The sequence below is a fragment of the Edwardsiella sp. EA181011 genome (assembly GCF_000800725.1).
In the GTDB taxonomy this organism is placed as follows: domain Bacteria; phylum Pseudomonadota; class Gammaproteobacteria; order Enterobacterales; family Enterobacteriaceae; genus Edwardsiella; species Edwardsiella anguillarum.
The window spans coordinates 2,342,677-2,368,959 of sequence record NZ_CP011364.1 but is presented as its reverse complement, the minus strand read 5'-3'; the positions used below and the strand labels follow the sequence as shown (position 1 = coordinate 2,368,959).

23 protein-coding genes and 1 pseudogene are annotated in these 26,283 nt (G+C 63.9%); 20 read left to right on the top strand and 4 right to left on the bottom strand.

Annotation, left to right across the window (positions count from 1 at the left end; genetic code table 11):
* Positions 1-164 precede the first annotated feature (164 nt).
* On the top strand, positions 165-1,049 hold the full coding sequence (locus tag QY76_RS10440; RefSeq protein WP_034172557.1) for a GNAT family N-acetyltransferase: 885 nt from the start codon (positions 165-167) through the stop codon (positions 1,047-1,049).
* Positions 1,050-1,255: 206 nt separating this feature from the next.
* Entirely contained in the window at positions 1,256-1,678 is a 423-nt protein-coding gene (locus QY76_RS10435; RefSeq protein WP_045427396.1) for an Exc2 family lipoprotein, read from the top strand.
* A gap of 95 nt (positions 1,679-1,773) precedes the next feature.
* Here the strand turns inward: QY76_RS10435 and ykgO are convergent, their stop codons facing one another.
* Entirely contained in the window at positions 1,774-1,899 is a 126-nt protein-coding gene (ykgO, locus tag QY76_RS10430; protein ID WP_034164918.1) for a type B 50S ribosomal protein L36, read from the bottom strand.
* A 459-nt stretch (positions 1,900-2,358) separates the two neighbouring features.
* Here ykgO and QY76_RS10425 point away from each other — a divergent pair, with 459 nt between their 5' ends.
* From QY76_RS10425 to QY76_RS10380, 11 genes are all read left to right on the top strand, one after another.
* Positions 2,359-3,468: an iron ABC transporter permease gene (locus QY76_RS10425; RefSeq protein WP_034164917.1), complete on the top strand. Its 1,110-nt coding sequence runs from the start codon at positions 2,359-2,361 to the stop codon at positions 3,466-3,468.
* Entirely contained in the window at positions 3,468-4,247 is a 780-nt protein-coding gene (locus QY76_RS10420) for an ABC transporter ATP-binding protein (protein WP_045427392.1), read from the top strand. Before QY76_RS10425 ends, QY76_RS10420 begins: the two co-directional genes overlap by 1 nt.
* Before the next feature lie 227 nt (positions 4,248-4,474).
* Positions 4,475-5,272 carry an HpcH/HpaI aldolase/citrate lyase family protein gene (locus QY76_RS10415; protein WP_045427389.1) on the top strand — a complete coding sequence of 266 codons (798 nt, stop codon included), beginning with the start codon at positions 4,475-4,477 and terminating at the stop codon, positions 5,270-5,272.
* Positions 5,273-5,286: 14 nt separating this feature from the next.
* Positions 5,287-6,456: an acetyl-CoA carboxylase biotin carboxylase subunit family protein gene (locus QY76_RS10410; RefSeq protein WP_045427386.1), complete on the top strand. Its 1,170-nt coding sequence runs from the start codon at positions 5,287-5,289 to the stop codon at positions 6,454-6,456.
* Positions 6,453-8,165 (top strand): IucA/IucC family protein, encoded by a 1,713-nt coding sequence (locus tag QY76_RS10405; RefSeq protein WP_045427373.1) that lies wholly within the window; start codon positions 6,453-6,455, stop codon positions 8,163-8,165. The genes QY76_RS10410 and QY76_RS10405 overlap by 4 nt, the downstream gene beginning before the upstream one ends.
* 1 nt (position 8,166) lies before the next feature.
* Positions 8,167-9,345, top strand: coding sequence for an MFS transporter (locus QY76_RS10400; protein WP_045427369.1), 1,179 nt, complete (start codon positions 8,167-8,169; stop codon positions 9,343-9,345).
* Positions 9,320-10,498 carry an IucA/IucC family protein gene (locus QY76_RS10395; RefSeq protein ID WP_235439378.1) on the top strand — a complete coding sequence of 393 codons (1,179 nt, stop codon included), beginning with the start codon at positions 9,320-9,322 and terminating at the stop codon, positions 10,496-10,498. Before QY76_RS10400 ends, QY76_RS10395 begins: the two co-directional genes overlap by 26 nt.
* Positions 10,387-11,061: a ferric iron reductase gene (locus QY76_RS19295; RefSeq protein ID WP_235439483.1), complete on the top strand. Its 675-nt coding sequence runs from the start codon at positions 10,387-10,389 to the stop codon at positions 11,059-11,061. The genes QY76_RS10395 and QY76_RS19295 overlap by 112 nt, the downstream gene beginning before the upstream one ends.
* Positions 11,058-12,230, top strand: coding sequence for a type III PLP-dependent enzyme (locus tag QY76_RS10390; RefSeq protein ID WP_045427367.1), 1,173 nt, complete (start codon positions 11,058-11,060; stop codon positions 12,228-12,230). The genes QY76_RS19295 and QY76_RS10390 overlap by 4 nt, the downstream gene beginning before the upstream one ends.
* 50 nt (positions 12,231-12,280) lie before the next feature.
* Positions 12,281-13,408: an ABC transporter substrate-binding protein gene (locus QY76_RS10385; RefSeq protein WP_049648806.1), complete on the top strand. Its 1,128-nt coding sequence runs from the start codon at positions 12,281-12,283 to the stop codon at positions 13,406-13,408.
* Between the two features lie 93 nt (positions 13,409-13,501).
* The gene (locus QY76_RS10380) at positions 13,502-15,583 is read left to right on the top strand and encodes a TonB-dependent siderophore receptor (RefSeq protein ID WP_034164907.1); all 2,082 of its coding nucleotides are present in this window, start codon (positions 13,502-13,504) and stop codon (positions 15,581-15,583) included.
* Positions 15,584-15,670: 87 nt separating this feature from the next.
* Here QY76_RS10380 and QY76_RS10375 read toward each other — a convergent pair.
* From QY76_RS10375 to rbsK, 3 genes and pseudogenes are all read right to left on the bottom strand, one after another.
* Positions 15,671-16,683 (bottom strand): annotated as a pseudogene (locus QY76_RS10375) (aldose 1-epimerase family protein).
* A complete protein-coding gene (fucP, locus tag QY76_RS10370) occupies positions 16,680-18,011 on the bottom strand; it encodes an L-fucose:H+ symporter permease (RefSeq protein ID WP_045427358.1) in 1,332 nt (443 codons plus the stop codon). The pseudogene QY76_RS10375 and the gene fucP overlap by 4 nt, the downstream one beginning before the upstream one ends.
* Positions 18,012-18,038: 27 nt before the next feature.
* On the bottom strand, positions 18,039-18,959 hold the full coding sequence (gene rbsK, locus QY76_RS10365) for a ribokinase (protein ID WP_034164903.1): 921 nt from the start codon (positions 18,957-18,959) through the stop codon (positions 18,039-18,041).
* Positions 18,960-19,305: 346 nt separating this feature from the next.
* Between rbsK and QY76_RS10360 the strand changes: the two genes are divergently transcribed.
* From QY76_RS10360 to QY76_RS10330, 7 genes are all read left to right on the top strand, one after another.
* Positions 19,306-20,109 carry a DeoR family transcriptional regulator gene (locus QY76_RS10360; protein WP_045427355.1) on the top strand — a complete coding sequence of 268 codons (804 nt, stop codon included), beginning with the start codon at positions 19,306-19,308 and terminating at the stop codon, positions 20,107-20,109.
* A 222-nt stretch (positions 20,110-20,331) separates the two neighbouring features.
* A complete protein-coding gene (locus QY76_RS10355) occupies positions 20,332-20,781 on the top strand; it encodes an SgcJ/EcaC family oxidoreductase (RefSeq protein ID WP_034164900.1) in 450 nt (149 codons plus the stop codon).
* Between the two features lie 274 nt (positions 20,782-21,055).
* The gene (locus QY76_RS10350) at positions 21,056-22,249 is read left to right on the top strand and encodes a CaiB/BaiF CoA-transferase family protein (protein WP_034164898.1); all 1,194 of its coding nucleotides are present in this window, start codon (positions 21,056-21,058) and stop codon (positions 22,247-22,249) included.
* 25 nt (positions 22,250-22,274) lie between these two features.
* Positions 22,275-23,216 carry a hydroxymethylglutaryl-CoA lyase gene (locus QY76_RS10345; protein ID WP_117026477.1) on the top strand — a complete coding sequence of 314 codons (942 nt, stop codon included), beginning with the start codon at positions 22,275-22,277 and terminating at the stop codon, positions 23,214-23,216.
* Between the two features lie 49 nt (positions 23,217-23,265).
* Positions 23,266-24,531 (top strand): 3-isopropylmalate dehydratase large subunit, encoded by a 1,266-nt coding sequence (locus tag QY76_RS10340; protein ID WP_034164897.1) that lies wholly within the window; start codon positions 23,266-23,268, stop codon positions 24,529-24,531.
* 8 nt (positions 24,532-24,539) lie between these two features.
* Positions 24,540-25,043 carry a 3-isopropylmalate dehydratase gene (locus QY76_RS10335; RefSeq protein WP_034164896.1) on the top strand — a complete coding sequence of 168 codons (504 nt, stop codon included), beginning with the start codon at positions 24,540-24,542 and terminating at the stop codon, positions 25,041-25,043.
* Entirely contained in the window at positions 25,033-26,208 is a 1,176-nt protein-coding gene (locus QY76_RS10330) for a 2-methylaconitate cis-trans isomerase PrpF family protein (RefSeq protein WP_045427352.1), read from the top strand. Before QY76_RS10335 ends, QY76_RS10330 begins: the two co-directional genes overlap by 11 nt.
* The last annotated feature ends 75 nt before the right edge of the window (positions 26,209-26,283 follow it).

The following is a 26,283-nucleotide window of genomic DNA, read 5'->3' as shown; positions in this document are numbered from 1 at the left end:
GACCGTGACGGGGAACACAGCCCGCCGGCGCGCCGCTGAAAAAATAGACCTCATCGTATTGATATTAAACAAACTTAATAAAATCTCAACGCTCACCCTATAAATATAGAATTGTAACATTTTGTAATGTATTATAAGAAAAAACGAAATATAAAGGCATTGCTATGTTATTCAAATTTTCAGGCTGGGATGAGTGTGGTATCGATGAGTATATTGAGTGCTGCGCAAAATATGGCTACAACTCAGAGTCATCGCCTCACTATATTAAATTTATGTTACACCATGGCGCGGATCTGCGGTTTGTCGCCTACCGAAAAAAGAAATTGCTGGGCGCCGCCTGTCTTGATGGAAAATGGCTGGTGAATGACTTTAAAAATCCGAATAAGTCGATGGGCAGTCTGCCAATCCCCAACTCCTCTATCGTTCTGCCGTTCTCATCGGACGTCAAATGCATTGCGCCATTTAAGACAAAGTGCCTGAGCCCACTCAAGAAAAATATCATCAACTCCTCATTTAATCTTTTTACCAAGCGGACCGCCGCCTTTGCGAAAAGCGTGGAGGAGGACTTTTCCAAAAAGACCATCGCCACCCGCCGACGTGAAATTAAAAAATTTATCGCCGCCGGCGGACGCTTTGTCGACGTCAGCCAGTTTAGCGGGGAAGAATTATTTTCAATATATGAAAATCTATTTTTTATGCGTAGAGGCGCCAGCATTCACGACAGAGAAATGAATATCAAATTCTTTGTTAAGTTTAAAAATGACTTTCTCGGTGAGGTACTCTACCTAAATGATAAACCAGTCGGGATCCAGCTGCTAATTACCTCAACGTCGACGCTGGGCTTCTTCGTCGACTTTATCAATATCGGCTATGATATGGAGATAAAGGCGCACTCGATAGGCACGATCCTGATGTGGAACAACCTGGAAAAAGCGACCGAGAGAGCCCACGCCCTCGCGCTACCGCTGCATTTCTCCTTCGGCTTTATGTCAGGAAAATACAAGCAGCGGTGGTGCAACCCGGTCGGCGTCGGCAGAACCCTGATATAGCCGCCCGACGGTGGCATCACTCACGCCGCCCGGCCCCGGGCGGCGGCGCCCATGCCCACTGTGCCAGCATACCGTGGGCATACGCCCCGGCTGGCCCCCCGACGGTGCCATCAACGGCCGACAATAATATCGACTCACGTTCACCGGAATAATTATGATAGCATTTGTAATACCATTAAAATAGTATTACTCAGCGAGATAATACCGTGAATAGACAACATTTATTTTTCCTCTGCATTCTATCTAGCGCCCCCCTATTGCTCTCCGCCTGCGCCCAGCCAGAGAGCAGCGCCGCGCGCCATGCTAAACACCTCAGCTACGCCTCCGATGATAATTTCGACCCTCACTACCGCACTAAACTCTATGACTCATACCAATCCTCCATCCCCTTTTTGCAGCAGTTCTGGGAGCTGGGGAAAAAAGATCGCGCCGCCGCGATCACTCAGGCTCAGCAGCAGCAGCGCATCGACGAATTTAAAAGCCAGGCGTTTCTCACCAGAATAAATGGCAAAGAACATTTCGCGGGAAAATCGTATAACAGCTATAGCCACCGGGAACAGAAATGGCGTCAGGCGATGTCCGACGCCATCATACAAACCTATCTCGACGGTTATCACGGTATTAAGTAAGCCGTCTCCTCTGCAATAAATAATGCCCCGCCGGAGCGGGGCATCGCGCGTTCCCGGGGGCGGATCACCGCGTAAGATCGCGCCAACGCGCCCCGTCAGCGCTGGCGCGCCTTAAAGCGGGGATCGCTTTTGCAGATGACATACAGCTTGCCGCGGCGGCGTACGATACGGCAGTCGGGGTGGCGGCGCTTGGCCGTTTTTAGGGAAGAGAGGATCTTCATCGGCTCGCTCCCCCGTCCAACGCGACAGCGCAAATGCCCCGCAGAGGGCGTACATCCGCCGCCGTCATCCGGCGACACGCCAGGTAAATAGGTGTTTTCATTTCGGCTCCTGGAATATGTTATGTTATAACAGCATCATTGTAGTTGAGATCGGATCGCATTCGCAAGCCCCATGTCGCCATCGCCGCCGCCCCCTTACCGACCGGATACGAATGGCGCCCCATCCTCCACAACGCCCCTCAGCCCCCCGCACCAGGCATCGGGCATCAGGCTGCGGTCATCAGACAGCGGGCATCGGGCATTAGGCATTAGGCATTAGGCATTAGGCATTAGGCATTAGGCATCGGGCATCGGGCATCGGGCATCGGGCATCGGGTAGTACATGCTAATAATTTTCATTTACATCAATATTGATATTGATTAGCGTTATCACTTTACTCTTTCCACGGTATTCCAGCCATGAAAACACCCAACGCCATCCGGGGCGCAGCCCCCCGCGCAGCCGACGCACCGCTCAGGCCGGGCGTCGATACCGCCGCCGTCCAGCGCGCCTATCGCCATATCCTGCGACGGCGCCTATGGCTCATCGCCGCGATGCTGACCGCCATCGCCGCCTCGCTGCTGCTCGACTTCACCCTGGGGCCGTCGGATCTGCCGCCTTCCCGCCTGTGGCAGACGCTGTGGCACCCCGCCGCCGCCGAGGCATCGGCGCAGGTCATCGTCTGGGATATCCGCCTGCCCTATGCCCTTATGGCCGTCATCGTCGGCATGATCCTAGGGCTGGCCGGCGCTGAAATGCAGACCATCCTCAATAATCCGCTGGCCAGCCCCTTCACCCTGGGCGTCTCCTCCGCCGCCGCCTTCGGCGCCGCCCTGGCCATCGTGCTGGGGCTCAGCGTTCCGGGACTCCCGGCGCAGTGGGCGATCTCCGCCAATGCGCTGCTGTTCGCCCTGCTCGCCACCCTGCTGCTGTATGGCCTCACCCGCTGGAGCCGCGTCGCCGCCGCCGGCGTCGTGCTGTTTGGGATCGCGCTGGTGTTCACCTTCAACGCGCTGGTCGCCCTGATGCAATTTATCGCCAGCGAGGATACCCTGCAGGGGCTGGTGTTCTGGACCATGGGCAGCCTGGCCCGCGCCTCCTGGACGACGCTGGGGATCCTGGGCGCCGCCCTGATCGTGCTGCTGCCCCTCTCCCTGCGCAGCGCCTGGCAGCTCACCGCCCTACGCCTGGGCGAGGATCGGGCGAGCAGCTTCGGTATCGACGTCCGTCGGCTGCGCCTGGGCACCCTGCTGCGCATCAGTATCCTGTCCGCGCTGGCGGTCGCGTTCGTCGGGCCGATCGGGTTTATCGGCCTGGTCGCGCCCCATATCGCCCGTCTGCTGTTTGGCGAAGATCACCGCTTTTACCTGCCCGGCAGCGCCCTTAGCGGCGCGCTGGTGCTGTCGCTTGCCTCCGTCGCCGCCAAGAACCTCTTTTCCGGCGTCGTCATTCCCGTCGGCATCGTCACCGCGCTGGTCGGCGTGCCGTTTTTCCTCAGCATCCTCTTCCGCCAGCGGGGGCTCCTATAATGTCGGGTCTACAGATAAACGCGCTGAGCACAGGCTACGGCGCACGCCGCGTTATTGACGGCCTCAGCGTCGAGCTGCTGGCGCGCGGTCAGGTCTGCGCGCTGCTGGGCCCCAACGGCTGCGGGAAGTCGACCCTGCTGCGGGCGATGGCCGGCCTACACCCGGCACGCGGCAGCCTGCTGCTCAACGGATATCAGCTGGTGGGATGCCCTCCGGCCCGCCGCAGCCGTCAGGTGGTCTATCTGCCGCAAACGCTGCCGGAAGGAGTGCGACTGAGCGTACTGGAGTCGGTCATGGTCGCCCGTCACGCCACCGCGGAAGGCGACGCCGACCCGCGCGAGGCGCTGGCGCTGCTGGCGCGGCTAGGGATCGCCCACCTGGCGCTGCACAGCCTGACAACCCTTTCCGGCGGACAAAAGCAGCTGGTTGGGCTGGCGCAATCCCTGATCCGCCGTCCCGCGCTGCTGCTGCTGGATGAGCCCCTCAGCGCGCTGGATCTCAACTACCAGTTTCACGTCATGACGCTACTGCGTGAGGAGACGCAAAAACGTGACATTGTCACCATTGTGGTGCTGCACGATCTGAATATCGCCCTGCGCCACGCCGATCATACCCTGCTGCTCGCGCAGGGGCGATGTATCGCCGATGGCCCTCCGCAGGCGGTGATCACCCCAGCCCACCTGGCCGGCGTCTACGGCGTCCGCGGCCGAGTGGAGTCCTGCTCCCGCGGATGGCCCCAGCTGATGGTGGATGGGCTCAGCGCCCCGCCGGCCCCCTGACCCGGGCGCCCCTCCTCGTCGCCGTCGCGCCCCGCCGCGGCGACAGGGCGCGGGATAGTCACAATAACCATAATAAACATAGTGTTATAAAACACGGCCACCGTTGCCGACCGCCCTCCCGCACTGACGCATTCAGAAATAATTTGCAACAATTATTCACTATCTCGCCACGATCATCCCCGTTAGATTAATTTGAATGAAAATCATTACTATTATCATTAATAATTATGTTGGAATTATCGCTCCCCACCAAGCTGGGTAAACAGCCGGTTTTCGGCATCCTCAATTCGCTGCTCCACCCCCTGCTGGTGGAGATGATCGCCTGCGCCGGGTATGACTTTATCATCCTGGATATGGAGCATCTGCCCCACGATGAGGAGCGCCTGCAGCACTGTATTCATCTGGCCCAGAGCCACGGCTGTGCACCGCTGGTGCGCGTTCCCGACGCCGCGGCCAAGCGCATTGGCCGCGTGCTGGATCTCGGCGCCCACGGCATCGTCCTGCCGCAGGTCGAGTCCATCGCAGAGGTCACCGCGGCGCGCGACGCCATGCGCTTCCCGCCCCTCGGGCGACGCGGTATCACCGGCGGCGGCGTCACCGGCTTCGGTACCCGGCCGCTGGACGCCTACTGCCGACAGGCCAATCAGGGGCTGATGCTGATCCCGATGATCGAATCGGCCGCCGGGCTGGCCATCCTCGACGACCTGCTGGCGCTCGACGGGGTCGCCATGATCCTGGAGGGGGCGCTGGACATGGCACTCAGCCTGGGGCTCGGCGCACAGCCTACGCACCCACAGGTGACCCGTCAGCTGCGCCGCATCGCCCGCCGCTGCCGCGCCGCCGGCGTCCCCTTCTGCGCCAACCCCCGCAGCGAACGGCAGCGGGACTACTGGCTGCGCAGCGGGATCGACGCCTGGCTGTGCGGCGAAGATCGCGGCCTGCTGTTCCGCGCATTACGCCAGCGGCGCGACGACCTTCGCACCGCGGCCTCCCGTGGCCCGCGCGCCACCGATCTTTCCCTGTAAAACGGATACCGCCTATGTCTCGCTCCGCACCGCTGGTCATCGTCAGTCACGTGGTCAATGCCGCCACCACCCAGGGCTTTATCCCCGCCGCCCAGCGCCTGGATCTCCCCGTGCTGCTGCTGACCGATCGCGCCGCCGAACACCGCGCCTGCCTCGCCGGGCCGGTGACGGTGGTCGAATGCGATGTCTTTAATCCGCTCGCCATCCTGGAGACGCTGACGGCGCTGGGCGTCACGCCCCGCGCCCTCTTCACCAACAGCGACCACCTGCAGAGCGCCTGCGCCATCGCCGCCGCCGCGCTGAATCTGCCGGGAAAACCCTGGCCCATCTGCTATGCGGCCAAGGAGAAGTGGCGTATGCGCCAGCGCCTGGCCCAGCTGGGACTGCCCTCCCTCTGGTCGCGCCTGCTGCTGCCGAAGACCCCCATCGATCCCGACTGGCCCTGGCCGCTGGTACTCAAGCCCAGCCAGGGGGTGGCATCGATGAATGTCACGCGGGTAGAGGATCCCGCGCAGCTGGCCCGGGCGCGCGCCGCCTTCCCTCCCGGCTGCACGCTGCTGCTGGAGCAATACCTCGACGGGGCGCTGTTCACCCTGGAGACCCTGGGCGACGGCGAGCGGCTGATCGCGATCGGCGGCTTCGACGTCACACTCGGCGCCGCGCCTCACTTCATCGAAGCCCAGGCGCGCTGGCCGGGGGCCCTGAGCCAGCGCTGGCAGGCTCAGGCGCTGGCGCAGCTGCAACGCTTCGGTGTCGGCCTGGGTGTGTGCCACAGCGAGTTTATCGCCGACGCGCAGGGACCGCGGCTGGTCGAGATCAACTACCGCAGCATCGGCGATGGGCGCGAGTTCCTGCTGGACAGACTGCTGCCCGGCGGCTGGTTTTCTCCGATTCTGCGCCTGCATCTGGGACAGCCGCTGCCCGACGTCACCCTGCCCGACGCCGCCGCGCTGATCCACTATCTGATCGCGGAAAACAGCGGCACCCTGCACCGTCCGCCGCAGCCCCACTGCCCGCCCGGCGTCAGCTACCGGGCGCTGCACCAACGCGGCGACCGCATTACGCAAACCCACTCCAACAAAGACTACCTGGGCGTGCTTTACCTGCAGGCGGCGGACCCGATGCGGCTGCAGGCCCTGGAGGAGCGCGTCCTGCCATCACTGACCTGGGAGATCGCGCCATGAATCAACGCCGCTACATTACGCAGCGCATTATCGATGCCTGCCTTCGCGAGGATGTCGCCGGGGTGCTGAGCCGCTCGACGCTGCGCAGGGAGGGCGACGCCTACTGGCTGTACGCCTCGCACTTCGCCGTTCCGCTGCGCCTGGCGGTATGCCCCCACGACTACATGCAGTCCTGGCGCGCCGCCGCGCCGCGCTGGCAGGAGCATCACGACGACGGATGGCACGACTGCGAGGGCTACGATGCCTGGCTGGCACGCCTGACGCCGCCGGACGATCCCGAGGCGCAGCGGCTGTACCTCGCCTACCGCGCCGAAGCCGACGCCGCCTGCGCGCAGGGCGAGCTCTGCCGCGCCATTTTCACCGAGCAGGCCGCCGCGCTGACCCCCGATCTGGCGCGCTGCAGCTGGGGCGAACGCCTGCGCCACGCCGATCGCATGGCCAGCTTCCTCGACCATCCCTACTACCCCACGGCGCGCGCCAAATTTGGCTTCGACGCCGCACAGCTGCGCCGCTACGCCCCGGAGTTCGCCCAGCCCTTCGCGCTGCGCTGGCTCGCCGTGCCGCGCGACGCCGTCACCCTGTGCAGCGAGCAGCCGCGGCCGGCCTGGTGGCCCCACCCCGCGCAGGTCGGACTGCCGCCGCAGATCGCCGACGGCCACTTTCTGCTGCCGGTGCACCCGCTGACCAGGCCCCAGCTCAACGCGCTGCCGCCCGATTTTCTGCCCGCGCCCACCCCGTATCTGGAGGTCTACCCCACGCTGTCGGTCCGCACCCTGCAGCTGGCCGAGCACCCCGATTGCCACCTTAAGGTCCCCCTGGCGATGCGCACCCTGGGACAAAAAAATCTGCGCTTAATCAAGCCCTCCACGCTGTATGACGGGCAGTGGTTCGCCGACGTTCTGCCGCGGCTGGCGCAGCGCGATCCGCTGCTGCGCGGGCGCCTGCGCCACGTCGATGAAAGCGACGGCGGCCACGTAGGCGATGAGATGCTGCTGGCCTTCCTGCTGCGCCGCTATCCGGCCCCCCGCGCCGACGAGACCCTGGCGCCGGTGGCCGCACTCGGCAGCCCGATGCCCGGCGGCGGTAGCTATCTCGCCTTTATCCTGCGCCAGCCCAACATGCCCACGCTCTACCAATGGTGGCAGTCATACTGCACGCTGATGGCCGAGGTGCACCTGACCCTGTGGCTGCGCTACGGCATCGCGCTGGAGTCTAACCAGCAGAACGCCATGCTCAGCCTGGCTCCCGGCCAACCGCTGACGCTGGTGCTGAAGGACAACGACGCCGCCCGCCTCTGGCCCGCGCGCTTCTGCGCCGCCTGCCCCGACCTGGCCCCACGGCTGGCGCAGCTGCGCGATCCGCGCATCTGCGTAGATGACGAACGGGCGCTGGCGCAGATGTTCATCACCATCACCCTGCAGCTGGATCTGGCCGCGGTGCTGGAGAGCCTGGCCGCCGCCGGCGAGCTTAACCGCGCCGCGGCCTACCACATACTGCGCCAGGCGCTGGCGAACACCCTCACCACCCTGGCGCAGCGCGGCGTCGATACCGCCTTCGCCCGGCGCTGCCTGTTCGAGGATCCCCATCAGCCGGTGAAATACCTGCTGCAAAGCGGCAGCCTGCTCAGCAAGCGGGCCTCCGGCGCGGCGGACATCAACAAGTTTTACGGCCACAGCGGCCCTAACTTCCTGCGCGCCGAGACGACCTGATATGGCGCCGCTGCTGCCCATCGTGCTGGCCTGTCACTTTTTGGCCGCCTTTACCGTCCTTGGCGTGCCGCTGTTTCTACCGACGCTGCTGCGCGGGTTTTCGGTGGCGCCGGACAGCCCCTGGATCGGCCTGATCGCGACGCTGCCGACGGTCCTGATGGCCCTGAGCACCCCCTACTGGGGGCGCTTCGCCGACCGCTACGGCCGCCGCCGCTCGCTGCAGCGGGCGCTGCTGGGACTGACGCTGGCCTTTGCCTGGGCCGGTGCCGCCCCCTCGCTGCCCTGGCTGATCGCAGCCCTGGCGCTGCAGGGGCTGGCCGGCGGCACGCTGGCGGCCGCCAACGGCTATCTTTACCGCGCCTGCCCGAGAGAGAGGCTGGCCAACGCGCTCAACTGGACCCAGTTCTCCGCCCGACTGGCGCTGCTGACGGCCCCGCCGCTGATCGGCGCGGCGCTGGAGTACGCGCCGCTGCAGGCGCAGCGTCTGTGGCTCGGGCTGGCCCTGCTGCCGCTGCTCGCGCTGCTGATCACCCGCTGGCTGCCGGACGATCGCGGCCCGGCGTGGGAAAGCGGCGATGAGCGCCCCCGGCGCGGCGCGGCGGCGTCAACGGCGGCGCCGGCGGGCTATACGCTGCTCAGGGTGCAGCAGATCCTGTTCAGCTTCGCCATGGTCGTCACCTTTCCCTACTTTTTGCCCTACGCCCAGCCGTGGGTCGCCGGTTCGGCGATGGTCGGGGCGCTCTACAGCTGGCCCCACCTGCTCTATTTGCTGCTGCTGCCGCCGCTGCACCGCACGGCCGCGTCCCGTCATCATCTCCCGCTGGGGCTGGCGCTGCTGGCGATCGCCGCCCTGTGGCAATACGCCCTCTCGGGCGCGGCGGCGCTGCTGGCCGCCAGAACCCTGTTCGGCGTGGGCATTCTGCTGGCCTACGCCGGGCTTAACCGACGCATCGCCGAACGCCTTCGCGCCCATGACGCCGCCTACCGCCTGGCGCAGCTGGATGCCGCCGGCAAATGGGCCGGCGTCGGCGCCGGCCTGTGCGCCGCGCTGCTGAGCGCACAGGCTTCGCCGTCGGCCCCCTTTATCGCGTCTGCCGTCGCGGCGCTTGCCGCACTGGCACTCTGTCTCGTTTTTCCCTTTAAGGAGCCCTGCCATGACCACCGATGCCCTGACGCCTAATCCCGAGGTCACCGCCGTCGCCTGTCACGCGACCTTTACCGCGCTGCTGAATTGCTATATTCGCGAGTTTGCTCTGGCGGATGACGGCGTGCGTCTCTGCCCCCACGGCGATATTCCTCAGGCGCTGACCAGCGCGCAGGTGGCGGGCGAGCCCCTGCGCCTGACCCTGCCCGCCAGCGACTGTCTGCTGGCCATCACGGCGCGGCGCTGGAGCCTCTTAGGGCGCGGCGACTTCGACACGGTCCCCTTTGTCAAATCCTTTGGCCGCCCTTGGCGTCCGCTCTCGTCGGCGCAGGCCATCGACCTGCTGCTGTCGGAGATGGCCGCGCGCCTGGACGTGGCGCACAACGAGGCGCTAGCGGCGCAAATCGCCAACAGCAGCGCCGTGACGGCGGCGTTTCTCTCCCATGACTTTCGCCCCGGCGCGGACTTTATCGGCAGCGAGCAGGGGCTGATCTGGGGACATCCGCTCCACCCCAGCCCGAAAAGCCGCAGCGGGGTCGACCCTAAGGCGCTGCTGGCCTGCTCGCCAGAGGTCGGCGCCCGCTTTCCGCTGTTCTGGTTTCGCATCGATCCGCGTCTGCTCAGCCAGCGGGGCATCGATGATATCGGCGGCGTACTGAGCGAGCTGGGCGGCGAGCCCCACCTGTACCCCTGTCATCCCTGGGAGACGGCGCACATCATGCGCTCCCCGCTTTATCTGCGCGCCGCGCGTCAGGGGCTGATTACCCCGCTGGGGCCGCGCGGGGCGGCGCTGGCGCCGACCTCCTCGGTGCGCACGCTGTATCACCCCGCGCTGCCGTGGTTCCTCAAGTGCTCTATCCACGTGCGGCTGACCAACTGCATCCGCAAAAACGCCTGGTATGAGCTAGAGAGCGCGGTCACCCTGAGCGCCCTGCTCAATGAGGACTTTCGTCAGCTGGAGCACGCCGTTCCCGGCCTGACCATTCTGCGCGAGCCCAACGCCACCACGCTGGACTTTAGCCCCTCGCCCGGGCGGATGAGCAGGAGGCGGTGCGCCATCTGCAGGAGTGCTTTGGCATACTGTATCGCCAGGCCCTGCCGCTCAGCGTCCGCGAGGAGGGACAGACCGCGCTGGCGGGGACGCTGTTCGGCCTCGATCGCGACGGCGCCAGCCCGCTGCAGCGCCTGATTCGCGAGCTGGCGGCCACCCGCGCGCTCGACTACCGAGAGACCGCGCTGCTGTGGCTGGATCACTACCTGACGCTGCTGCTGCCCAGCGTCCTCACGGCCTTCTTCGATCGCGGGATCGTCTTTGAACCCCATCTGCAGAATGTGCTTATCGGGCTACAGGATCATCTGCCCTGCCGCCTGTGGCTGCGCGATCTGGAGGGAACCAAGCTCGACAGCGCCCGCTGGGACGCCGCCCGCCTGGCCACCCTCTCCGACGCGGCGCGGCGCTCGGTCAGCTACACCCGCCACCAGGGCTGGCAGCGCACCGCCTACTGCCTGTTCGTCAACCATCTCGCCGAGGCCCTGTTCCGCCTGGCCGACGGCGATCGCACGCTGGAGCAGCGGCTATGGGATCGGCTGGCGCACCACCTGCAGCGCTGGCGTCACCAGCCGGAGATCGCCGCCCTGCTGGAGGGCGCACCGCTGCCCAGCAAAAACAACCTGCGGACGCGCCTGCTGCAGCGCCGCGATCGCCACGCCGACTACACCCCCTTGCCCCACCCGATGAGGAGCCGCCCATGACGCCCTTGGTAACACGTGAAATACAGCGGCTGCAGCAGCGCCATACCCCGTTTTGCGGCTACCTTTACGATCTCTCCGCCCTGCGCGAACGCATCGCGACGATGAAGCGCCTCCTGCCCGAGCACTGTGAGCTGTTTTACGCCGCGAAGGCCAACGCCGAAGCGCCGATCCTGCACACCCTGGCGCCGTGGGTCGATGGCTTTGAGGCGGCCTCCGGCGGCGAGCTGGCCTGGCTGGCGCAGCAGTCGCTGGACAGCCGGCTCCTGTTCGGCGGTCCCGGCAAGCTGCCGGACGAACTGGAACAGGCCTGCGATCTGCGCGTCGATGCCCTGCACGTCGAAAGCCTGGGCGAGCTGCGACGCCTGGCGGCGCTGGCCGAGCGCCGGCGCCAGACGCTGCCCCTGCTGCTGCGCATGAACATTCCGCTGCCCGGCGGCGCGGAGACGCCGCTGATGATGGGCGGCAAACCGACCCCCTTCGGCCTGGACCCCGCCGATCTGGCGCCGGCGCTGCGGCTCATCGGCGACGCCCGCTGGCTGCGGCTGCGCGGCTTTCACTTTCACCTGCTCTCCCACCAGCTCAGCGTGGACAGCCACCTGGCGCTGATCCAGCACTGCCTGACCCAGGTCCAGCGCTGGTGCCAGCAGTTTCACCTGCAGATAGAGATGGTCAATCTCGGCGGCGGCTTCGGCATTAACTACCGCGATCCCGCCCGCCACTTCGACTGGGCCGACTTTTGCCAGCGGCTGCCCGCCGTTCGCCGCGCCTGTCGGGCCGACCCCTGGCTGCTGCGCTTTGAGTGCGGGCGCTACATCAGCGCCCCCTGCGGCTATTACGTCATGGAGGTGCTGGACATCAAGCGCAATCTGGGCGAGTGGTTCGCCGTCGGCCACGGCGGCACCCATCACTTTCGCACCCCGGCGGCGCAGGGCCATGACCATCCGTTCCAGGTGGTGCGCCGCGACACGCCGCCGGAGATCCGCGATCGACGCGTCACGCTGGTCGGCCAGCTGTGTACCCCCAAGGATGTCCTGGCGCGCCGCCAGCCTATCGCCGCGCTGGCGACGGGCGACTGGCTGGTCTTTCCGCTGGCGGGGGCCTACGCCTGGAACATCTCTCATCGCCACTTTCTGATGCACGCCGAGCCGCACACCGTCTGGCTCGAGTGATGCGAACGGCCCGGCGTCGAGCCCCATTCACCCCTTGAATGAGATCCATTATGAAGCTTATGTTCCTCTCCCTCGCGTTGATGCTGTGCGTCGCCGCGCCGCTGCGCGCCGCCCCCCTGACGCTGACCGATCTGGCGGGGCGTCAGGTCACCCTCAACGCCCCTGCGCAGCGGATCGTGCTGGGCGATAGCCGTCTGCTGCTGGCGCTCAGCCTCCTGCACCCCGATGATCCACTGCGCGGCATCGTCGCCTGGGATGACTCCCTGCGGCGGCGCGCGCCGGACATGGCGCGCCGCTACGCCCAGGCCTACCCGCGCCTGACGCGGATCCCCGTCTTCGCCAACCCCTACCGCAGCGACCTCAGCGTGGAGTTTTTGCTGCCGCTGCGCCCCGATTTAGCGATCTTCGATCTCGGCCTGCTGCCGCGCCTGCGGGAGAGCGGCACCCTGGCGCTGTTGGAAAAAAGCGGCGTCGCGGCGCTGTTTATCGACTTCCGCCGCCGGCCGCTGCACAACACCGTGCCCTCCCTGCGTCTGCTGGGGCAGGCGCTGGGCGAACCCGCCAACGCCGAGCGCTTTATCGCCCGCTATCAACAGCTGCTGCAGCGCGTGCAGCGGCGAGTGGCCGCCATCCCGGACGCCGAACGCCCCGGTGTGGTATTCGAAAACCACGCCGGCATGACCGGCGATACCTGCTGCACCGTCTTTGGCCGCAGCGGCTTCGGCCAGTTTATCGAGGCCGCCGGCGGGCGCAATCTGCTGGCCGACCGCGTTCCCGACGGCGGCGGCGACGTCAATCTGGAGCAGCTGATCGCCGCCCGCCCCGCGCGCTATCTGCTCAGCGGCGCCGACTGGAGCCAGCGCGGCGGCCTCTCCCTGGCGGTGCCCCTGGGCTATCAGGCGACCGAGGCCAGCGCCCGGCCGCGCCTGCGGCGCCTGCTGACGCGCCGCGGCTTCGCGACCCTACCGGCTATCCGCGACGGACAGGTCATGGCTATCTATCACCAGTTCTACGACAGCCCGTTCAACGTCATCGCGCTGGAGGCCATCGCCGCGTTTCTGCACCCGGCGCGCTTTGGCGATGTCGATCCGCACGCTGACCTGCAAACCCTGTACCGGCAGTTCGCCGGCATGGAGGAGCATGGCCTGTTTTTCCTGCGGGCCGACACGACGCCGTAACCGCCGTCCGGGCGCCGCGCAGCCTGTGCGCCCGGACGGCATGACACGCCATAGCACCGCCATTTTTATCACCAGACTCAATAAGGGATCTTAATGAAAACAGCCTGCCTCTCTCTCAGCCCCATCGCCGCGGCCCTGCTGCTCTCCGGAGCCGGTTTCGCCCATGCGGAAGAACGCGTCGTCGTCAGCGGCAACCTGCTGGGCGACGCCCGGGCCGACGCGGTAAAAACCTACCCCGGCAGCCGCAGCGTCATCAGCAACCAGCAGCTGACCCAGGATGCCAACCGCTCTATCGATGACGCCCTGCAGCGCGTTCCCAACGTGAAAGTACAGGATGAAACCGGCACCGGGATACTGGCGCAGGTCGCCGTGCGCGGTCTGCAGGATAGCCGCAGCGGCTACGTACAGATGCTGCTCGACGGCATACCGCTGGCGCTGGCGCCCTACGGCCAGACCGGCCTCTCCCTCTTTCCGGTCACCTTCCAGACCCTCGACAGGATCGACGTGGTGCGCGGCGGCGCGGCGGTGCAGTATGGCCCCAACAACGTGGGCGGGGTGATCAACCTCATCAGCAAACCGATTCCCTATCGCTGGCAAAACCGGATATCGCAGCGCACCACGCTGGCCGGTCATGGGCGTAATCTGTCTGACACTTATATCAGCAGCGGCGGCATGCTGAATGCGCAGTTCGGCCTGCAGCTTGAGGGCAATCTGGTCAACGGCAGCGCGTTTCGTGAGCACAGCCGGCAACGGGTGCAAAACTACCGGATCAAAGGGCTGTGGAATATCAACGACGACAGCAGCCTGAACCTGACCTATCAGTACTATGATGCCGACGCCCAGCTCCCCGGCGCGCTCTCCGCCGCCGACTATCAGCAGGATCGCACCCAGAGCACCCGGCTGCAGGACGGCTATCAGGGGCGCACCCAGCGCCTAAGCGCGGTCTACAACACCCTGCTGGACAGGGTCGGCCCCTTCGACTCCGGCGAGCTCAACTGGACGCTGTTCGGCCACCTGTCGCACCGCAGCTTCGACGTCGGCCTGAGCCAAGCCCCGGGGATGACCTGGGCGCCGGATCGCCCGGCGGATATCAAGCAGAGCTCGCCGCGTGACTTTAAGGTGTGGGGCACCGAACCGCGCCTGACGCTGTATCACGCCGGGGAGTACCTCAATCAGAAGTTCACCCTGGGCGCCCGGCTGATCGATGAAAACATCGACTATCTGGTCAAACGCCGCTATGTGACCCAGTCTCGCCCGGACGAGGTGACGCGCGACTGGAAGTTCCACAACCAGGGCTGGGCCGGCTACCTCAGCGACGCCGTGATGCTGTTTGACGACAGCCTGACCATCACCCCCGGGATACGCTTTGAGCGAGTTGACGAGCGCTATCGCGATAACCGCAGCGGCCAGACAGTAGAGAACCGGGATCAGCAGTGGCTGCCGGGGCTGACCCTGGGCTATCAGGCGACCCCCGCCTGGTTCCTGTATGCCAACGCGCAAAAGAGCCTGCGTGCCCCGCAGGTGACCCAAATCGTCAAAGGCGACCAGCGCGGCGCCGAACTGGCCTGGAACTACGAGTCCGGCGTACGCTACACCCCCTGGCCGGCGCTCAGCCTGCAGGCCGACTACTACCGCATCGACTACACGGACAGTAAAATCATCTACGACAACGCCAGCGCCAGCTTCGTCAACCTGGGGCGCGCCCGCTATCAGGGCGTCGAAATGGAGGCCTTCTACTCCCCCGCTTTCCTGGAGGGGATGACGCTGCACGCGGGCTATGCCTACCTCGACAGCGAGCAGCTGATCGGGGCCAACGCCGGGCGTCAGATGCCCTACGCCTCCCGTCACCAGCTGGTGCTGGATGGCCGCTACCAGTGGCGCGACACCACCTTTGCACTCTCCGGCTACTATTACAGCGCCGCCTTCTCTGACAAGGAGAACACCCGCGATGAAACGGCGAAGGGGGATGCCGGGCGCCTGCCCTCCTACACCGTATGGAACGCACAGGTGACCCAGGCGCTGTACCACGATCGCGACAGCCAGCTCTCCGGCTATATCACAGTGAACAACCTGTTTAACAAGGACTATTATTACCGCGGGATCGATACCAGCCCATGGGGCCGCCAGCCGGCGCCGGGACGCTCCGTCACGCTGGGCGTCGACTATACCTTCTAAATCCCGCGCGGCGCGCGGTAAAACGGTAAAAACGGCGCCCCGCATTGGAGGGGCGCCGCGGTGAGCGTAGCTACTCGGCGGGCGGGATCAGGCGATCCCCGTGGTCAGCCAGAAACTGCGGCTCTGCTGCGGTGCCAGCTGCAGCAGCGTGCCGCTGTGCTGCGCCGCCAGATGCCCCTCTGGACGGCAGGTCGCGGGCAGCGCAAAGGCGGCCACCTGCTGATCGCCGTTGTACAGGATCCAGCGCGTCACGTAGTTAAAGTCATCGCTGGCGAAGCGGGTCACGAAGGTCGTCCCGTCCGGCGCCTGCATCCGAAACTCCTGCCGCTCGCCATAGCGATCCAGCCGATCGGCGAAGAAGACGATCTCCGGATCGCAGCACTGCGGCGCATCCAGACGCGTCAGCGTCGCCTCCCCCGACGCAGGCGTTCGGTGAAGCGCTGCCACTGCGGCGTCGGTACCACGTGGGCCGGTACCGACTCGCGCAGGATCAGCGCCTCGTCCGGGATCGTCTGACTAAACAGCGCATCGGGAACATAGGCGTAGTTCATGTGGCACATGTACTGCAGCGGCATCGGCACCGATGCCAGGTTGGTCACCCGCATCCCGATATCGAACAGCGCACTCTCCCCGCGCAGCACCACCGTCGGCTGGGCCCGGTAGTGATGGCCGAAGCCCATCACATACTCATAGCTTCCCGTGATACTCAGGCTGTCTCCGTCCAGCTCCAGCCAGGCCTCATCCATCGGCGCACAGGGCATCTCACCGTGCAGCGGGTGGCTGTCCTCCGGCGATGGACAGCCGTTGGCCAGCAGGCCAGAGTGAAAGGCGAAACAGCCGTAGGTCTCGACCACCTGCGTCGTCGCCTTCGGCTGGCGGAACATGTTGCGCATGGTCAGATCGCGCCCGTCGAAGCAGGCCTCCCAGATCATCTGCCCCATCCAGGGCAGGATCACCAGATGCCCGCGGCGGTTCTCGATCCGCAGCCCCTCCACGCCGCTGTCGTAGCGCTGCGCCGTTACGTGAAAATCATCATTGATCAACAACGTGCGCGGCTGTGCGTCAAACAGCGACCGCCATAGCATGATTTTGCTCTTCATGATGCCTCCCCCTGCACCGCGTCGCGCGCCGTATCCCCCTGCGCCTCGCGGCTCTCACGCCAAAAATAGAGGCCAACGTAGATAAAGCAGAGCATAGAGACCAGGAAGGAAAGCTGCAGCGAATGGAACATATCGGCCACATACCCCTGTACCGCCGGCACCACCGCCGCCCCGACAATCGCCATCACGATGACGGCGCCGGCCATCTCGGTATGTTCGTTGTCCACGGTATCCAGCGTGCCGGCATAAATGGTCGCCCAGCAGGGGCCAAACAGGATGCTGACGGTAACCGCGACATACACCGCGCTGAAGCTCGGCGCCAGCGAGACATAGGCCAACAGCAGCGCGCCGATCAGCGAATAGAGCACCAGCACCCGCTGCGGGTTAAAGCGGGTCATCAGGATATTGGCAATAAACTTCCCGATGAAGAAGCAGGCGAAGCTATAGACCATAAAGGTCGAGGCATCACGCTCATTGATATCACCCAGCTCCAGCGCCAGGCGAATGGTGAATGACCAGACGGCGACCTGCATACCGACGTACAGGAACTGCGCGACGATACCGCGGCGGAAGCGGGCGTTGGCCGCCAGATAACGCAGCGTCTCTCCTGCCGAAGGGCGCGGCCGACCGGCCGTCTGCGCCACCTTACAGGTGGGGAAGCGGGTCAGTAAGAACAGCGCCATCACCACCAGCAGCACCATGATCATATACTTATACGGCTCCAGGGTATTCTCCAGCATGGCCAGCTTAAAGGCATGGATCTGCTCGGCATTCATGCCGGCCATCTGCTTCTCCAGGCTATCGCCCTCGGAAAACACCAGGTATTTCCCCAGCAGGATCCCCGCCGCCGCGCCGATCGGGTAAAAGGTCTGGCTGATATTCAGACGCAGCGTAGCCTGCGCCTTTGGCCCCAGCATCGAACTGTAGGTGTTCGCCGCGGTCTCCAGAAAGCTCAGCCCGATGGCGATGGCGAATATCGCCGCCAAGAACATCGTATAGGTGGCCATATGTGAGGCGGGGAAAAACAGCGAGCAGCCGGCGATATACAGCGCCAGACCCATCATAATGGCGATCTTATAGCTGCTTTTCTTAATCACCAGAGAGGCGGGGATGGCAATCAGAAAATATCCGCCATAAAAGGCGCTTTGAACTAATGCCGAGGCAAAGTTACTCAATTCGAATACGCTTTTAAATTGCGTGATCAGAATATCGTTCAATGCCGCTGCGCATCCCCAGAGTGGAAATAGACAGGATAATAAAATAAATTGAAACAGAGGTGTTCGATTCAGATAGCCATCTGGCATCTGAATGATGCTTTTATTATTCATAATGAATGCTACCTTGCTATGGTTTTATTATGCGTTCAATGCCAAAAACTCATTGAACTGTTCGATACTGGGATAGGAAGATTGGGTTCCTTTCCCCGTTACGCTGAATGCGGCGAACAGTGATGCCCTCTTCATCGCCGCCTCCACATCGCCGTCCTGCACATAGTAGTGGGCAAAGCAGCCAATAAAGGCATCGCCGGCGCCGCTGGTGTCCACCGCACACACCTTGAATGCAGGCACGTGCACCTCCTGCTCGCGCGTCATCCACAGCGCGCCCTTTTCTCCCATGGTGACAATGATATTATTCAGTCCCTTCTCGATCAGCGTCCTGGCCGCCGCCCGCGTATGCTCATAGGAGTCAACCGGCAGCCCGGTCAAGATCTCCAGCTCGGTTTCATTGGGGACAAAGAAATCACATTTACAGGCATAGGTCATATCCAGCTCACGCAGCGCCGGCGCCGGATTCAGCAACACCTTAATCCCATGCTTTTTGCCAAACTCAATCGCGTGATAGACGGTTTCCAGCTGAACCTCCAGCTGTAATACGATCAGCTGGCATTTCTTTAAATCCTCCGCCGCCCGATCAATATCCTCCGGAGAGAGAAACTTATTGGCGCCCTTGATAATCAGAATGCTGTTACTGGAGTTGGCATTAACAAAAATCGGCGCGACGCCGCTGCTGGTGCAGGGAACCTTTTCCACGTAGGTGGTATTGATCCCCCAGGACTCCAGGTTACGGATGGTATTGTCCGCAAAAATATCATCGCCGACCTTAGTCAACATCATCACGTCTGAATTGAGCTTTGCCGCCGCCACAGCCTGATTGGCGCCCTTGCCGCCGCAGCCAATTTTAAATGCCGGCGCCTCCAGCGTCTCGCCCTCCTTGGGCATCTGATTGGTATAGGTAATGAGATCAACCATATTAGAACCGATAACTGCAATATCCATGCCCTTACTCCTTAGTAACGCCAATGCAATAATGATATTGAAGTAACATTATCATGTTGCTAAAGCATCATTTGTGATTATGATCGCGATTAATCACTATGAGTTGAAGAGAATGTATACAGTGAGAGCCAGGTCAGAAAAGCGCAGCGCGGCGTGTCATGCCATCGGTCGCAGGCCGCATCGCCATATAAAAACAATAAATAACAATGCGATAAATTAACATTGCGCCGAACTAGGCTTTATTTTTTCCCTATCCGGCTGTATAGTAAGCACATATTTTATATGTTCCCAGACGCGCAAAATGTTACAGAAGAAACATTTTCATCGCCGGGAGCGGAGAAAACCCATGGAAACCAAGCAAAAAGAACGCATCCGTCGTCTGCAGGCCCTGCTGCAAAAATCCGACCGCATCCATTTAAAGGATGCCGCACGCATGCTGGAAGTTTCTGTTATGACCATCCGCCGCGATCTGAGCCCGGATAACCACCCGCAGGGGCTCCCCCTCACCCTGCTCGGCGGCTATATTGTGGCGGTCAACGCGCCGCATCCGCCGACGACCCACCCCAGGCAAAACAGCCCGCGGCATCATCAGGACGATCTGCCCATCGCGATCCTGGCCGCCGGGCTGATCGCCGACGGCGACGTGGTCTTCTTTGACAACGGGCCGGAAATGCCGCTGGTGGTCAGCCTGATCCCGGAGGATATCCGCTTCACCGGGATCTGCTGCTCACACGCCGTCTTTCTGGCCCTGCGCGACAAGCCCCAGGCCGCCGCCATCCTCTGCGGCGGCAGTTATCGGCCGCAAAACGACACCTTTTACGACAACGCCAACCCCTCCATGCTCGATACGCTGAACCCACGCAAGGTCTTTATCTCCGCCGCCGGCGTAGATGAACGCCATGGCGTCACCTGGCACGAGCTGGACGACGCGGCGACCAAGCGGCGGGCCATCGCCCACGGTATCCGCAGGATCCTGCTGGCCCGCGGCGGGCTGTTCAACGACGTCGCGCCGGTCAATATCGCCCCGCTCTCCGCCTTTGACGTGCTGATCAGCGACTGCGCCCTTCCCGGGGAGTACCCCTCATACTGCCGGGCGGCCGGGATCCGGGTCATTACCCCGGACTCCGACGCGGAGTCCCCGCTCCAGTAGCGCACAGGGAAAACGGGCGTCGACGCCAGACGCCGCTCTCCCCACCCACGCGACCCGTCCCGCCCCGGGCGGCTCTGGGCAAGCGATGACCGCCAGGCCCCGCGCGCCGCCCCTACCTGGTGAAAATCCGGCTATCGCTACGATAGGCGATGGTATAATCACTATACAGTTTACTTATGTTATTAATACCGGGACATCGACCCCCTGACAAAAGGAAGCCGTATGAAGAAAATCTACCTTATCGCCGCCGTATCGGCCTGGATGGTTAACCCGGCGTTCGCCGCGACCGAACAGTGCGCCGGCGCAGATCCGCAGCAAATCGCCGCGCTGTTTGACCAGTGGAATGCGGCGCTAAAGACGGGAGATGCGCAAAAGGTGGTCGATACCTATCTGCCTGACGCGGTTTTACTGCCCACCGTATCCGATAAAACGCGCTATACCCAGGCGGAGCGGCTGGACTACTTCAAGTACTTTCTCGCCAAGAAGCCGGTGGGCGTCATCGATAGCCGCACCATAAAAATAGACTGCAATACCGCCACCGATATTGGCACCTATACCTTTACCTTTGCAGACCGGTCGCGCGCCGCCGCCCGCTATACCTTTACCTACGCCTGGAACGGCCAGGCGTGGAAGATAGCCACCCACCATTCATCGCTGATGCCCTCCTCCTAACCCCATCCGGGCGGGATGGCGGCCAGGCCCGGACGCCATCCCGAAACGCGGCCGCCCCCGAGGGCGGCGATGCGATGGCGTGCCTCTCCCCCCTTCAAAAATGAAACCATAGCAACACATTTGTTACCCATCGCGCGGCGATCGCCGAGGCGAAAAATAAATCATCTTATTTTTCATTGAATTAAAAATATATCCCTCCAGGTAAAAGCTGGCACGCAACCTGCTCCTGCTATGGCGACACTGAGTTAACGCCATAACGGAGAGAGTAACTGCAATGAAGAATCAGACCCTTGGTGATTTAGTGGTACTGGACATGACCCGCGTGCTGGCCGGGCCCTTCAGCGGCATGCTGCTGGCGGATATGGGCGCGCACGTCATCAAAATTGAGACGCCGGAGCACGGCGATGACAGCCGCAGCTTCGCCCCGTTTATTAACGGAGAAAGCGCCTATTACATGAACCTAAACCGTAATAAACAGGGCATCACCCTGAATCTGAAGGATCCCGACGGCGTCGCCCTCTTCCTGCGCCTGGTGGCCAAAGCCGACATTCTGATCGAGAACTTTCGCCCCAACACCATGGAAAAGCTGGGCATCGGCTATGAGAAGCTAAAAGAGATCAACCCGCGTCTGGTGTATGGCTGCGTATCGGGATTCGGCCACTACGGCCCCTATTCGGCGCGCGCCGGCTACGACATCATCGGCCAGGCGATGGGCGGGCTGATGAGTACCACCGGCTGGCCGGACGGCGAGCCGACCCGCTGCGGCACCGCGATCTCTGACGTGCTAGCCGGCATGTTCATGACCATCGGCGTCCTGGCCGCTCACCACCGCGCCAAGATCACCGGCCAGGGGCAGAAGGTCGATGTCGCGCTGGTCGACTCGGTGGTCGCCGGCCTGGAGATCATCAATCAGATCTACCTCAGCACCGGACAGCTGCCGGGGCGCAACGGCAACCGCTACGAATCCATTTATCCCTACGACTCGTTTAAGTGCCAGGACGGCAGCATGGTGATCGGCGCCGGCAACGACAAGCTGTACCACGCGCTGTGCGAACTGATGGAGATGCCCGAACTGATCAGCGACGCGCGCTTCCTGACCAACCCGCTGCGCGTCCAGCACCACCGCGAGCTCAAGGCGCGGGTCGAACAGTGGCTGAGCGATAAAACCATCGATCGGGCCACCGCCATGATCCTGGAGGCCGGCATCCCCGCCGGGCCGATCAACACCATCGACCGGGTGGTCAACGATCCGCATATCGCCGGGGCGCGGCAGATGTTCGTCCCGATGCACCACCCCGTTGCCGGCGAGGTCCGCGTCACCGGCAACCCCATCAAGCTCAGCGACGATCGCTACCTTCCCCCCCGCTCTTCTCCTCAGCTCGGGGAGCATACCGCCGAGATCCTGCAGCGCTACCTGGGGCTGAGCGCGCAGGAGATCGAGCGCCTGGCACGCCAGGGGGCGCTATGAGCCACGCGATACGGAGACGCTGACGATGACCGAAATGCGAATGTGTAGCTGGCCCACTCAGGTTAGCCTGACCGAAGTATGCCCGCGCGACGGGCTGCAGAATCTCTCCGCCTGGATCCCGACGCCGGAGAAGCTGGCGCTAATCGACGGCCTGATGGCCAGCGGCCTGAAGCGGATCGAGGCGACCTCGTTTGTGCATCCGGCGGCGATCCCGCAGATGAAGGATGCCGACATCGTCGCGCGCCATGCGGTGGCGCAGGCCCGCTCGCTGGGGGTGGAGATCGCGGCGCTGGTGCCGAACCTGAAAGGGGCCGAACGGGCGCTGACCTGCGGGATCACCCGAGTCAACTACGTGATCTCCGCCAGCCCGCAGCACAACCTGAAGAACATCAACCGGACGCCGCAGGCGTCGCTGGCGGAGCTGCAGACCCTGCGCCACGCCCTGCCGGAGCTGGAGGTGACGCTGATCGTCGCCACCGCCTTCGGCTGTCCGTTCCAGGGGGCGGTGCCGATCGCCGACGTGGCGGCGCTGCTGCGGGCCGGGCGCGAGATGGGGATCAGCCGCTTCACGCTGTGCGACACCATCGGCGTGGCCAAGCCCCGCCAGACCGTACAGCTACTGCAGCAGCTGCGTCTGGCGCTGCCGGAGCTCGATCCCGCTCTGCACATGCACAACACCCACGGCATGGCGCTGGCCAGTATCTATGCGGCCATCGGCCAGGGCGTCACCCGCTTCGAAAGCGCCGCCGGGGGGCTGGGGGGCTGCCCGTTCGCCCCCGGCGCGGCCGGCAACGCGGCGACGGAGGATCTGGTCAACATGCTGAATCGCATGGGCATTGCCCACGGCGTCGATCTGGGGCGGCTGCTGCAGGTGGTGGATCGCCTGCAGGGGCTGGCACCTGCGGCGCTGAGCGGCATGCTGTCGCACGCCCGGCGCTACGACGAATTCGAGTTCAGCCAGCCGTAGGCTTTCCGCGCGGGGGCGGCGCGCCCCCGCCCTTTTCAATGGAGGAGATATGGGTAAAACCGTAGCAGAGAAGATCCTGGCCGCAAAGGCCGGGCTGGCTGAGGTATCGGCCGGCGATGTGGTCTGGGTCGATGTCGATAAGGCGATGATGGATGACATCCTGGGGCCGCGGGTGCAGATCGCCGAGCAGCTGGAAAGCCTGAAGATGCCGATCCGCCACCGCGAGCGGGTGGTGGTCATCGCCGATCACTATACGCCGCCCGCCAACGCGCGCCAGGCGGAGATCGTCAAGTTTACCCGCGACTGGTCTGCCGAACAGGGCATCGATCGCTACTATGAGTTTCAGGGACCGTGCCACCAGATCATGGCGGAGCAGGGACACGTGCTGCCCGGCACCCTGATCCTGGGCACCGACTCCCACACCTGCATGGGCGGCGCGCTGGGGGCATTCGCCACCGGCGTCGGCTCCACCGAGATGGTGGGGATCCTGGCCACCGGCAAAACCTGGCTGAAGGTGCCGGAGAGCCAGCGGGTTGAGTGGAGCGGTCCGCTGCCCCCCGGGGTGATGGCCAAGGATATCGCCCTGAAGACCATCGGCCACATCGGCCACGCCGGGGCGACCTATCAGGCCGTGGAGTTTTGCGGATCCACCTTTGCCGACATGCCTATCGATCAGCGTATGGCCATCGCCAACATGGCGGTAGAGATGGGGGCCAAGGCCGGGCTGATGCCGGTAGACGCGCTGACGGAGGCCTACCTCGCCGCGCAGGGAATCGGCCGTGACGCCTATACGGTCTATCCCCCGGACGATGACGCCAGCTACGTACGCCAGCTGCGCTTTGCAGCACCGGCGCTGACCCCGCAGATTGCCTGTCCGCACAACGTCGATAACGTGACCGATATCGACAACGTGGCCGGCACCCGCATCGATCAGGCCTACCTCGGCTCCTGCACCGGCGGACGCTACAGCGATCTGGTCGCCGCCGCCGGCGTGCTGCGCGGCAAACGGATCGCCCGCGGCGTGCGCCTGCTGGTCTCACCCGCCTCGCAGCAGATCTGGCAGCAGGCCAGCCGCAGCGGCATTCTCAGCCAGCTGGCGGAGGCCGGGGCCACCATTCTGGCGCCGACCTGCGGGGTGTGCGTCGGGCTGCACTCCGGGCTGCTGGCGGGCGGCGAAAACTGCATCTCGGCCAGCAACCGCAACTTCATCGGCCGCATGGGCAGCCGCGATGCCAGCGTCTATCTGGCCTCTCCGCTCTCCGTGGCCGCCGCTGCCCTGACCGGCAGCATCATTTCACCGCAAACGCTCCTGTGAGGTCCCCGATGGATACGCTGCTACACGGCAATGTCTGGAAGTTTGGCGACAATATCAATACCGATATCATCTCGCCGCCGCAGTATATGGAGCTGAGCATCGCCGAGGCCGCCCCTTACTGCATGTCCGCCGTCAATCCCCACTTCGCCGCGCAGGTGCGCCCCGGGGATATTCTGGTGGCCGGCAATAACCTGGGCTCCGGCTCGTCGCGCGAAACCTCGCCGCTCACCCTCAGGTACCTGGGGATCCAGGCGGTGGTGGCCTGCTCCTTCGCCCGCATTTTCTACCGTAACTGCATCAATCTGGGGATCCCGGCGCTCAGCGCGCCGCGCGCCGGCGAGATCCGCCAGGGCGATGCGCTCTCCATCGATATCGCCCAGGGCATCATCCACAATATCACCCAGCAAGAGAGCTATCCCTGCACCCGCCTGCCGGATAACATCATGGCGATGATCCGCGCCGGCGGACTGGTAAACCATCTCAGACAAACCGGAGGTTGTGATGCAAACTGAAGTGACCGCGCTCCCCGTCTCTATCGTACGCGGGGGCACCAGCAAGGGCATCTTCATCATGAAGAACGCCCTCCCCGCCGATCCCGCCCTGCGCGATCGGGTGATCCTCTCCGTCTTTGGCAGCCCGGATCTACGCCAGATCGATGGGCTGGGCGGCGCCGATCCGCTGACCAGCAAGCTGGCCATCATCGCGCCCGCCAGTCGGCCCGACGCGGACGTGGATTACATCTTCGGCCAGGTCAGCCTCAGCGAGGCCTTCATCGACTACGGCGGCAACTGCGGCAACATCTCGGCGGCGGTCGGCGCCTTCGCGATCCAGAAGGGAATGATCGCCGCCGACGCACCGCTGACCCGGGTACGTATCCATATGGTGAACACCGGGCGGGTTCTGATCGCCGATGTGCCGGTCGCCGACGGTATGCCGCGGGTTGAGGGCGACTGCTGTATCGACGGCGTACCGGGCAGCGGCGCCCGCATCGAGATCGACTGGGCCGACTGCGGCGGGGAGACCACCGGCGCGCTGCTGCCCAGCGGAGCGCCCTGCGACACCATTGAGGCAGGCGGGCGGACGTATCAGGTTTCCATCATCGATGCGGGCAACGTCACGGTGTTTATCGACGCCGGAACGCTGGGGCTGCGCGGCACGGAGACCCCGGCCGAGATCGGCGGCGATGCGCAGCGGATGGCGCTGATCGAAGAGATCCGCGCCAAGGCGGCGCAGCGGATTGGACTGATCGATGACTGGCGCGAGGCGGCGCAGCGGATCCCCTATGCGCCCTTTTTTAGCATTGTCAGTTCACCGCATACGCATGATACCTTTAACGGTAAGCACATTGAGGCGGGCCAGTGCGACATTGTCTCGCGCCTGGTGTTTATGCAGGCGCTGCACAAGGCCCACCCGGTGACGGGCACCGTCGCGCTGGGCGCCGCCGCCCGCATTCCCGGCACTCTGGTATACCAACGGATGGCACCGGCGGCGCACGCCGGCGATCGCCTGCGCATCGGCCATCCCAGCGGAGTGATCGTGACCGACTGCGCCGTCGAGCGGCAGGGGGAGACATACCGGCTGCGTAAGTCGCGGGTGACCCGCACCGCCCGGATCCTGCTGGACGGACAATTTTACCTGCGAAACAGCCTGTTGGCTCCGACGTCCGACGGGCAATAGCGCCCCACGCCGGGCTGTGCCACGGGGGGCCGCTCACGCGGCCCCTCTGCTGTCAGGCTCACCCGACACCGTTGA

Excerpts from the sequence above, each read along its gene's own strand:
- QY76_RS10440 (WP_034172557.1), top strand. The coding sequence starts at position 165 with ATGTTATTCAAATTTTCAGGCTGGGATGAGTGTGGTATCGATGAGTAT.
- QY76_RS10355 (WP_034164900.1), top strand. The coding sequence starts at position 20,332 with ATGAAGAAAATCTACCTTATCGCCGCCGTATCGGCCTGGATGGTTAAC.
- fucP (WP_045427358.1), bottom strand. The coding sequence starts at position 18,011 with ATGAATAATAAAAGCATCATTCAGATGCCAGATGGCTATCTGAATCGA.
- QY76_RS10345 (WP_117026477.1), top strand. The coding sequence starts at position 22,275 with ATGACCGAAATGCGAATGTGTAGCTGGCCCACTCAGGTTAGCCTGACC.
- QY76_RS10425 (WP_034164917.1), top strand. The coding sequence starts at position 2,359 with ATGAAAACACCCAACGCCATCCGGGGCGCAGCCCCCCGCGCAGCCGAC.
- QY76_RS10385 (WP_049648806.1), top strand. The coding sequence starts at position 12,281 with ATGAAGCTTATGTTCCTCTCCCTCGCGTTGATGCTGTGCGTCGCCGCG.
- QY76_RS10395 (WP_235439378.1), top strand. The coding sequence starts at position 9,320 with ATGACCACCGATGCCCTGACGCCTAATCCCGAGGTCACCGCCGTCGCC.
- rbsK (WP_034164903.1), bottom strand. The coding sequence starts at position 18,959 with ATGGATATTGCAGTTATCGGTTCTAATATGGTTGATCTCATTACCTAT.
- QY76_RS10335 (WP_034164896.1), top strand. The coding sequence starts at position 24,540 with ATGGATACGCTGCTACACGGCAATGTCTGGAAGTTTGGCGACAATATC.
- ykgO (WP_034164918.1), bottom strand. The coding sequence starts at position 1,899 with ATGAAGATCCTCTCTTCCCTAAAAACGGCCAAGCGCCGCCACCCCGAC.
- QY76_RS10350 (WP_034164898.1), top strand. The coding sequence starts at position 21,056 with ATGAAGAATCAGACCCTTGGTGATTTAGTGGTACTGGACATGACCCGC.
- QY76_RS10400 (WP_045427369.1), top strand. The coding sequence starts at position 8,167 with ATGGCGCCGCTGCTGCCCATCGTGCTGGCCTGTCACTTTTTGGCCGCC.
- QY76_RS10405 (WP_045427373.1), top strand. The coding sequence starts at position 6,453 with ATGAATCAACGCCGCTACATTACGCAGCGCATTATCGATGCCTGCCTT.
- QY76_RS10390 (WP_045427367.1), top strand. The coding sequence starts at position 11,058 with ATGACGCCCTTGGTAACACGTGAAATACAGCGGCTGCAGCAGCGCCAT.
- QY76_RS10415 (WP_045427389.1), top strand. The coding sequence starts at position 4,475 with ATGTTGGAATTATCGCTCCCCACCAAGCTGGGTAAACAGCCGGTTTTC.
- QY76_RS10410 (WP_045427386.1), top strand. The coding sequence starts at position 5,287 with ATGTCTCGCTCCGCACCGCTGGTCATCGTCAGTCACGTGGTCAATGCC.
- QY76_RS10360 (WP_045427355.1), top strand. The coding sequence starts at position 19,306 with ATGGAAACCAAGCAAAAAGAACGCATCCGTCGTCTGCAGGCCCTGCTG.
- QY76_RS10380 (WP_034164907.1), top strand. The coding sequence starts at position 13,502 with ATGAAAACAGCCTGCCTCTCTCTCAGCCCCATCGCCGCGGCCCTGCTG.
- QY76_RS10420 (WP_045427392.1), top strand. The coding sequence starts at position 3,468 with ATGTCGGGTCTACAGATAAACGCGCTGAGCACAGGCTACGGCGCACGC.
- QY76_RS10340 (WP_034164897.1), top strand. The coding sequence starts at position 23,266 with ATGGGTAAAACCGTAGCAGAGAAGATCCTGGCCGCAAAGGCCGGGCTG.
- QY76_RS10330 (WP_045427352.1), top strand. The coding sequence starts at position 25,033 with ATGCAAACTGAAGTGACCGCGCTCCCCGTCTCTATCGTACGCGGGGGC.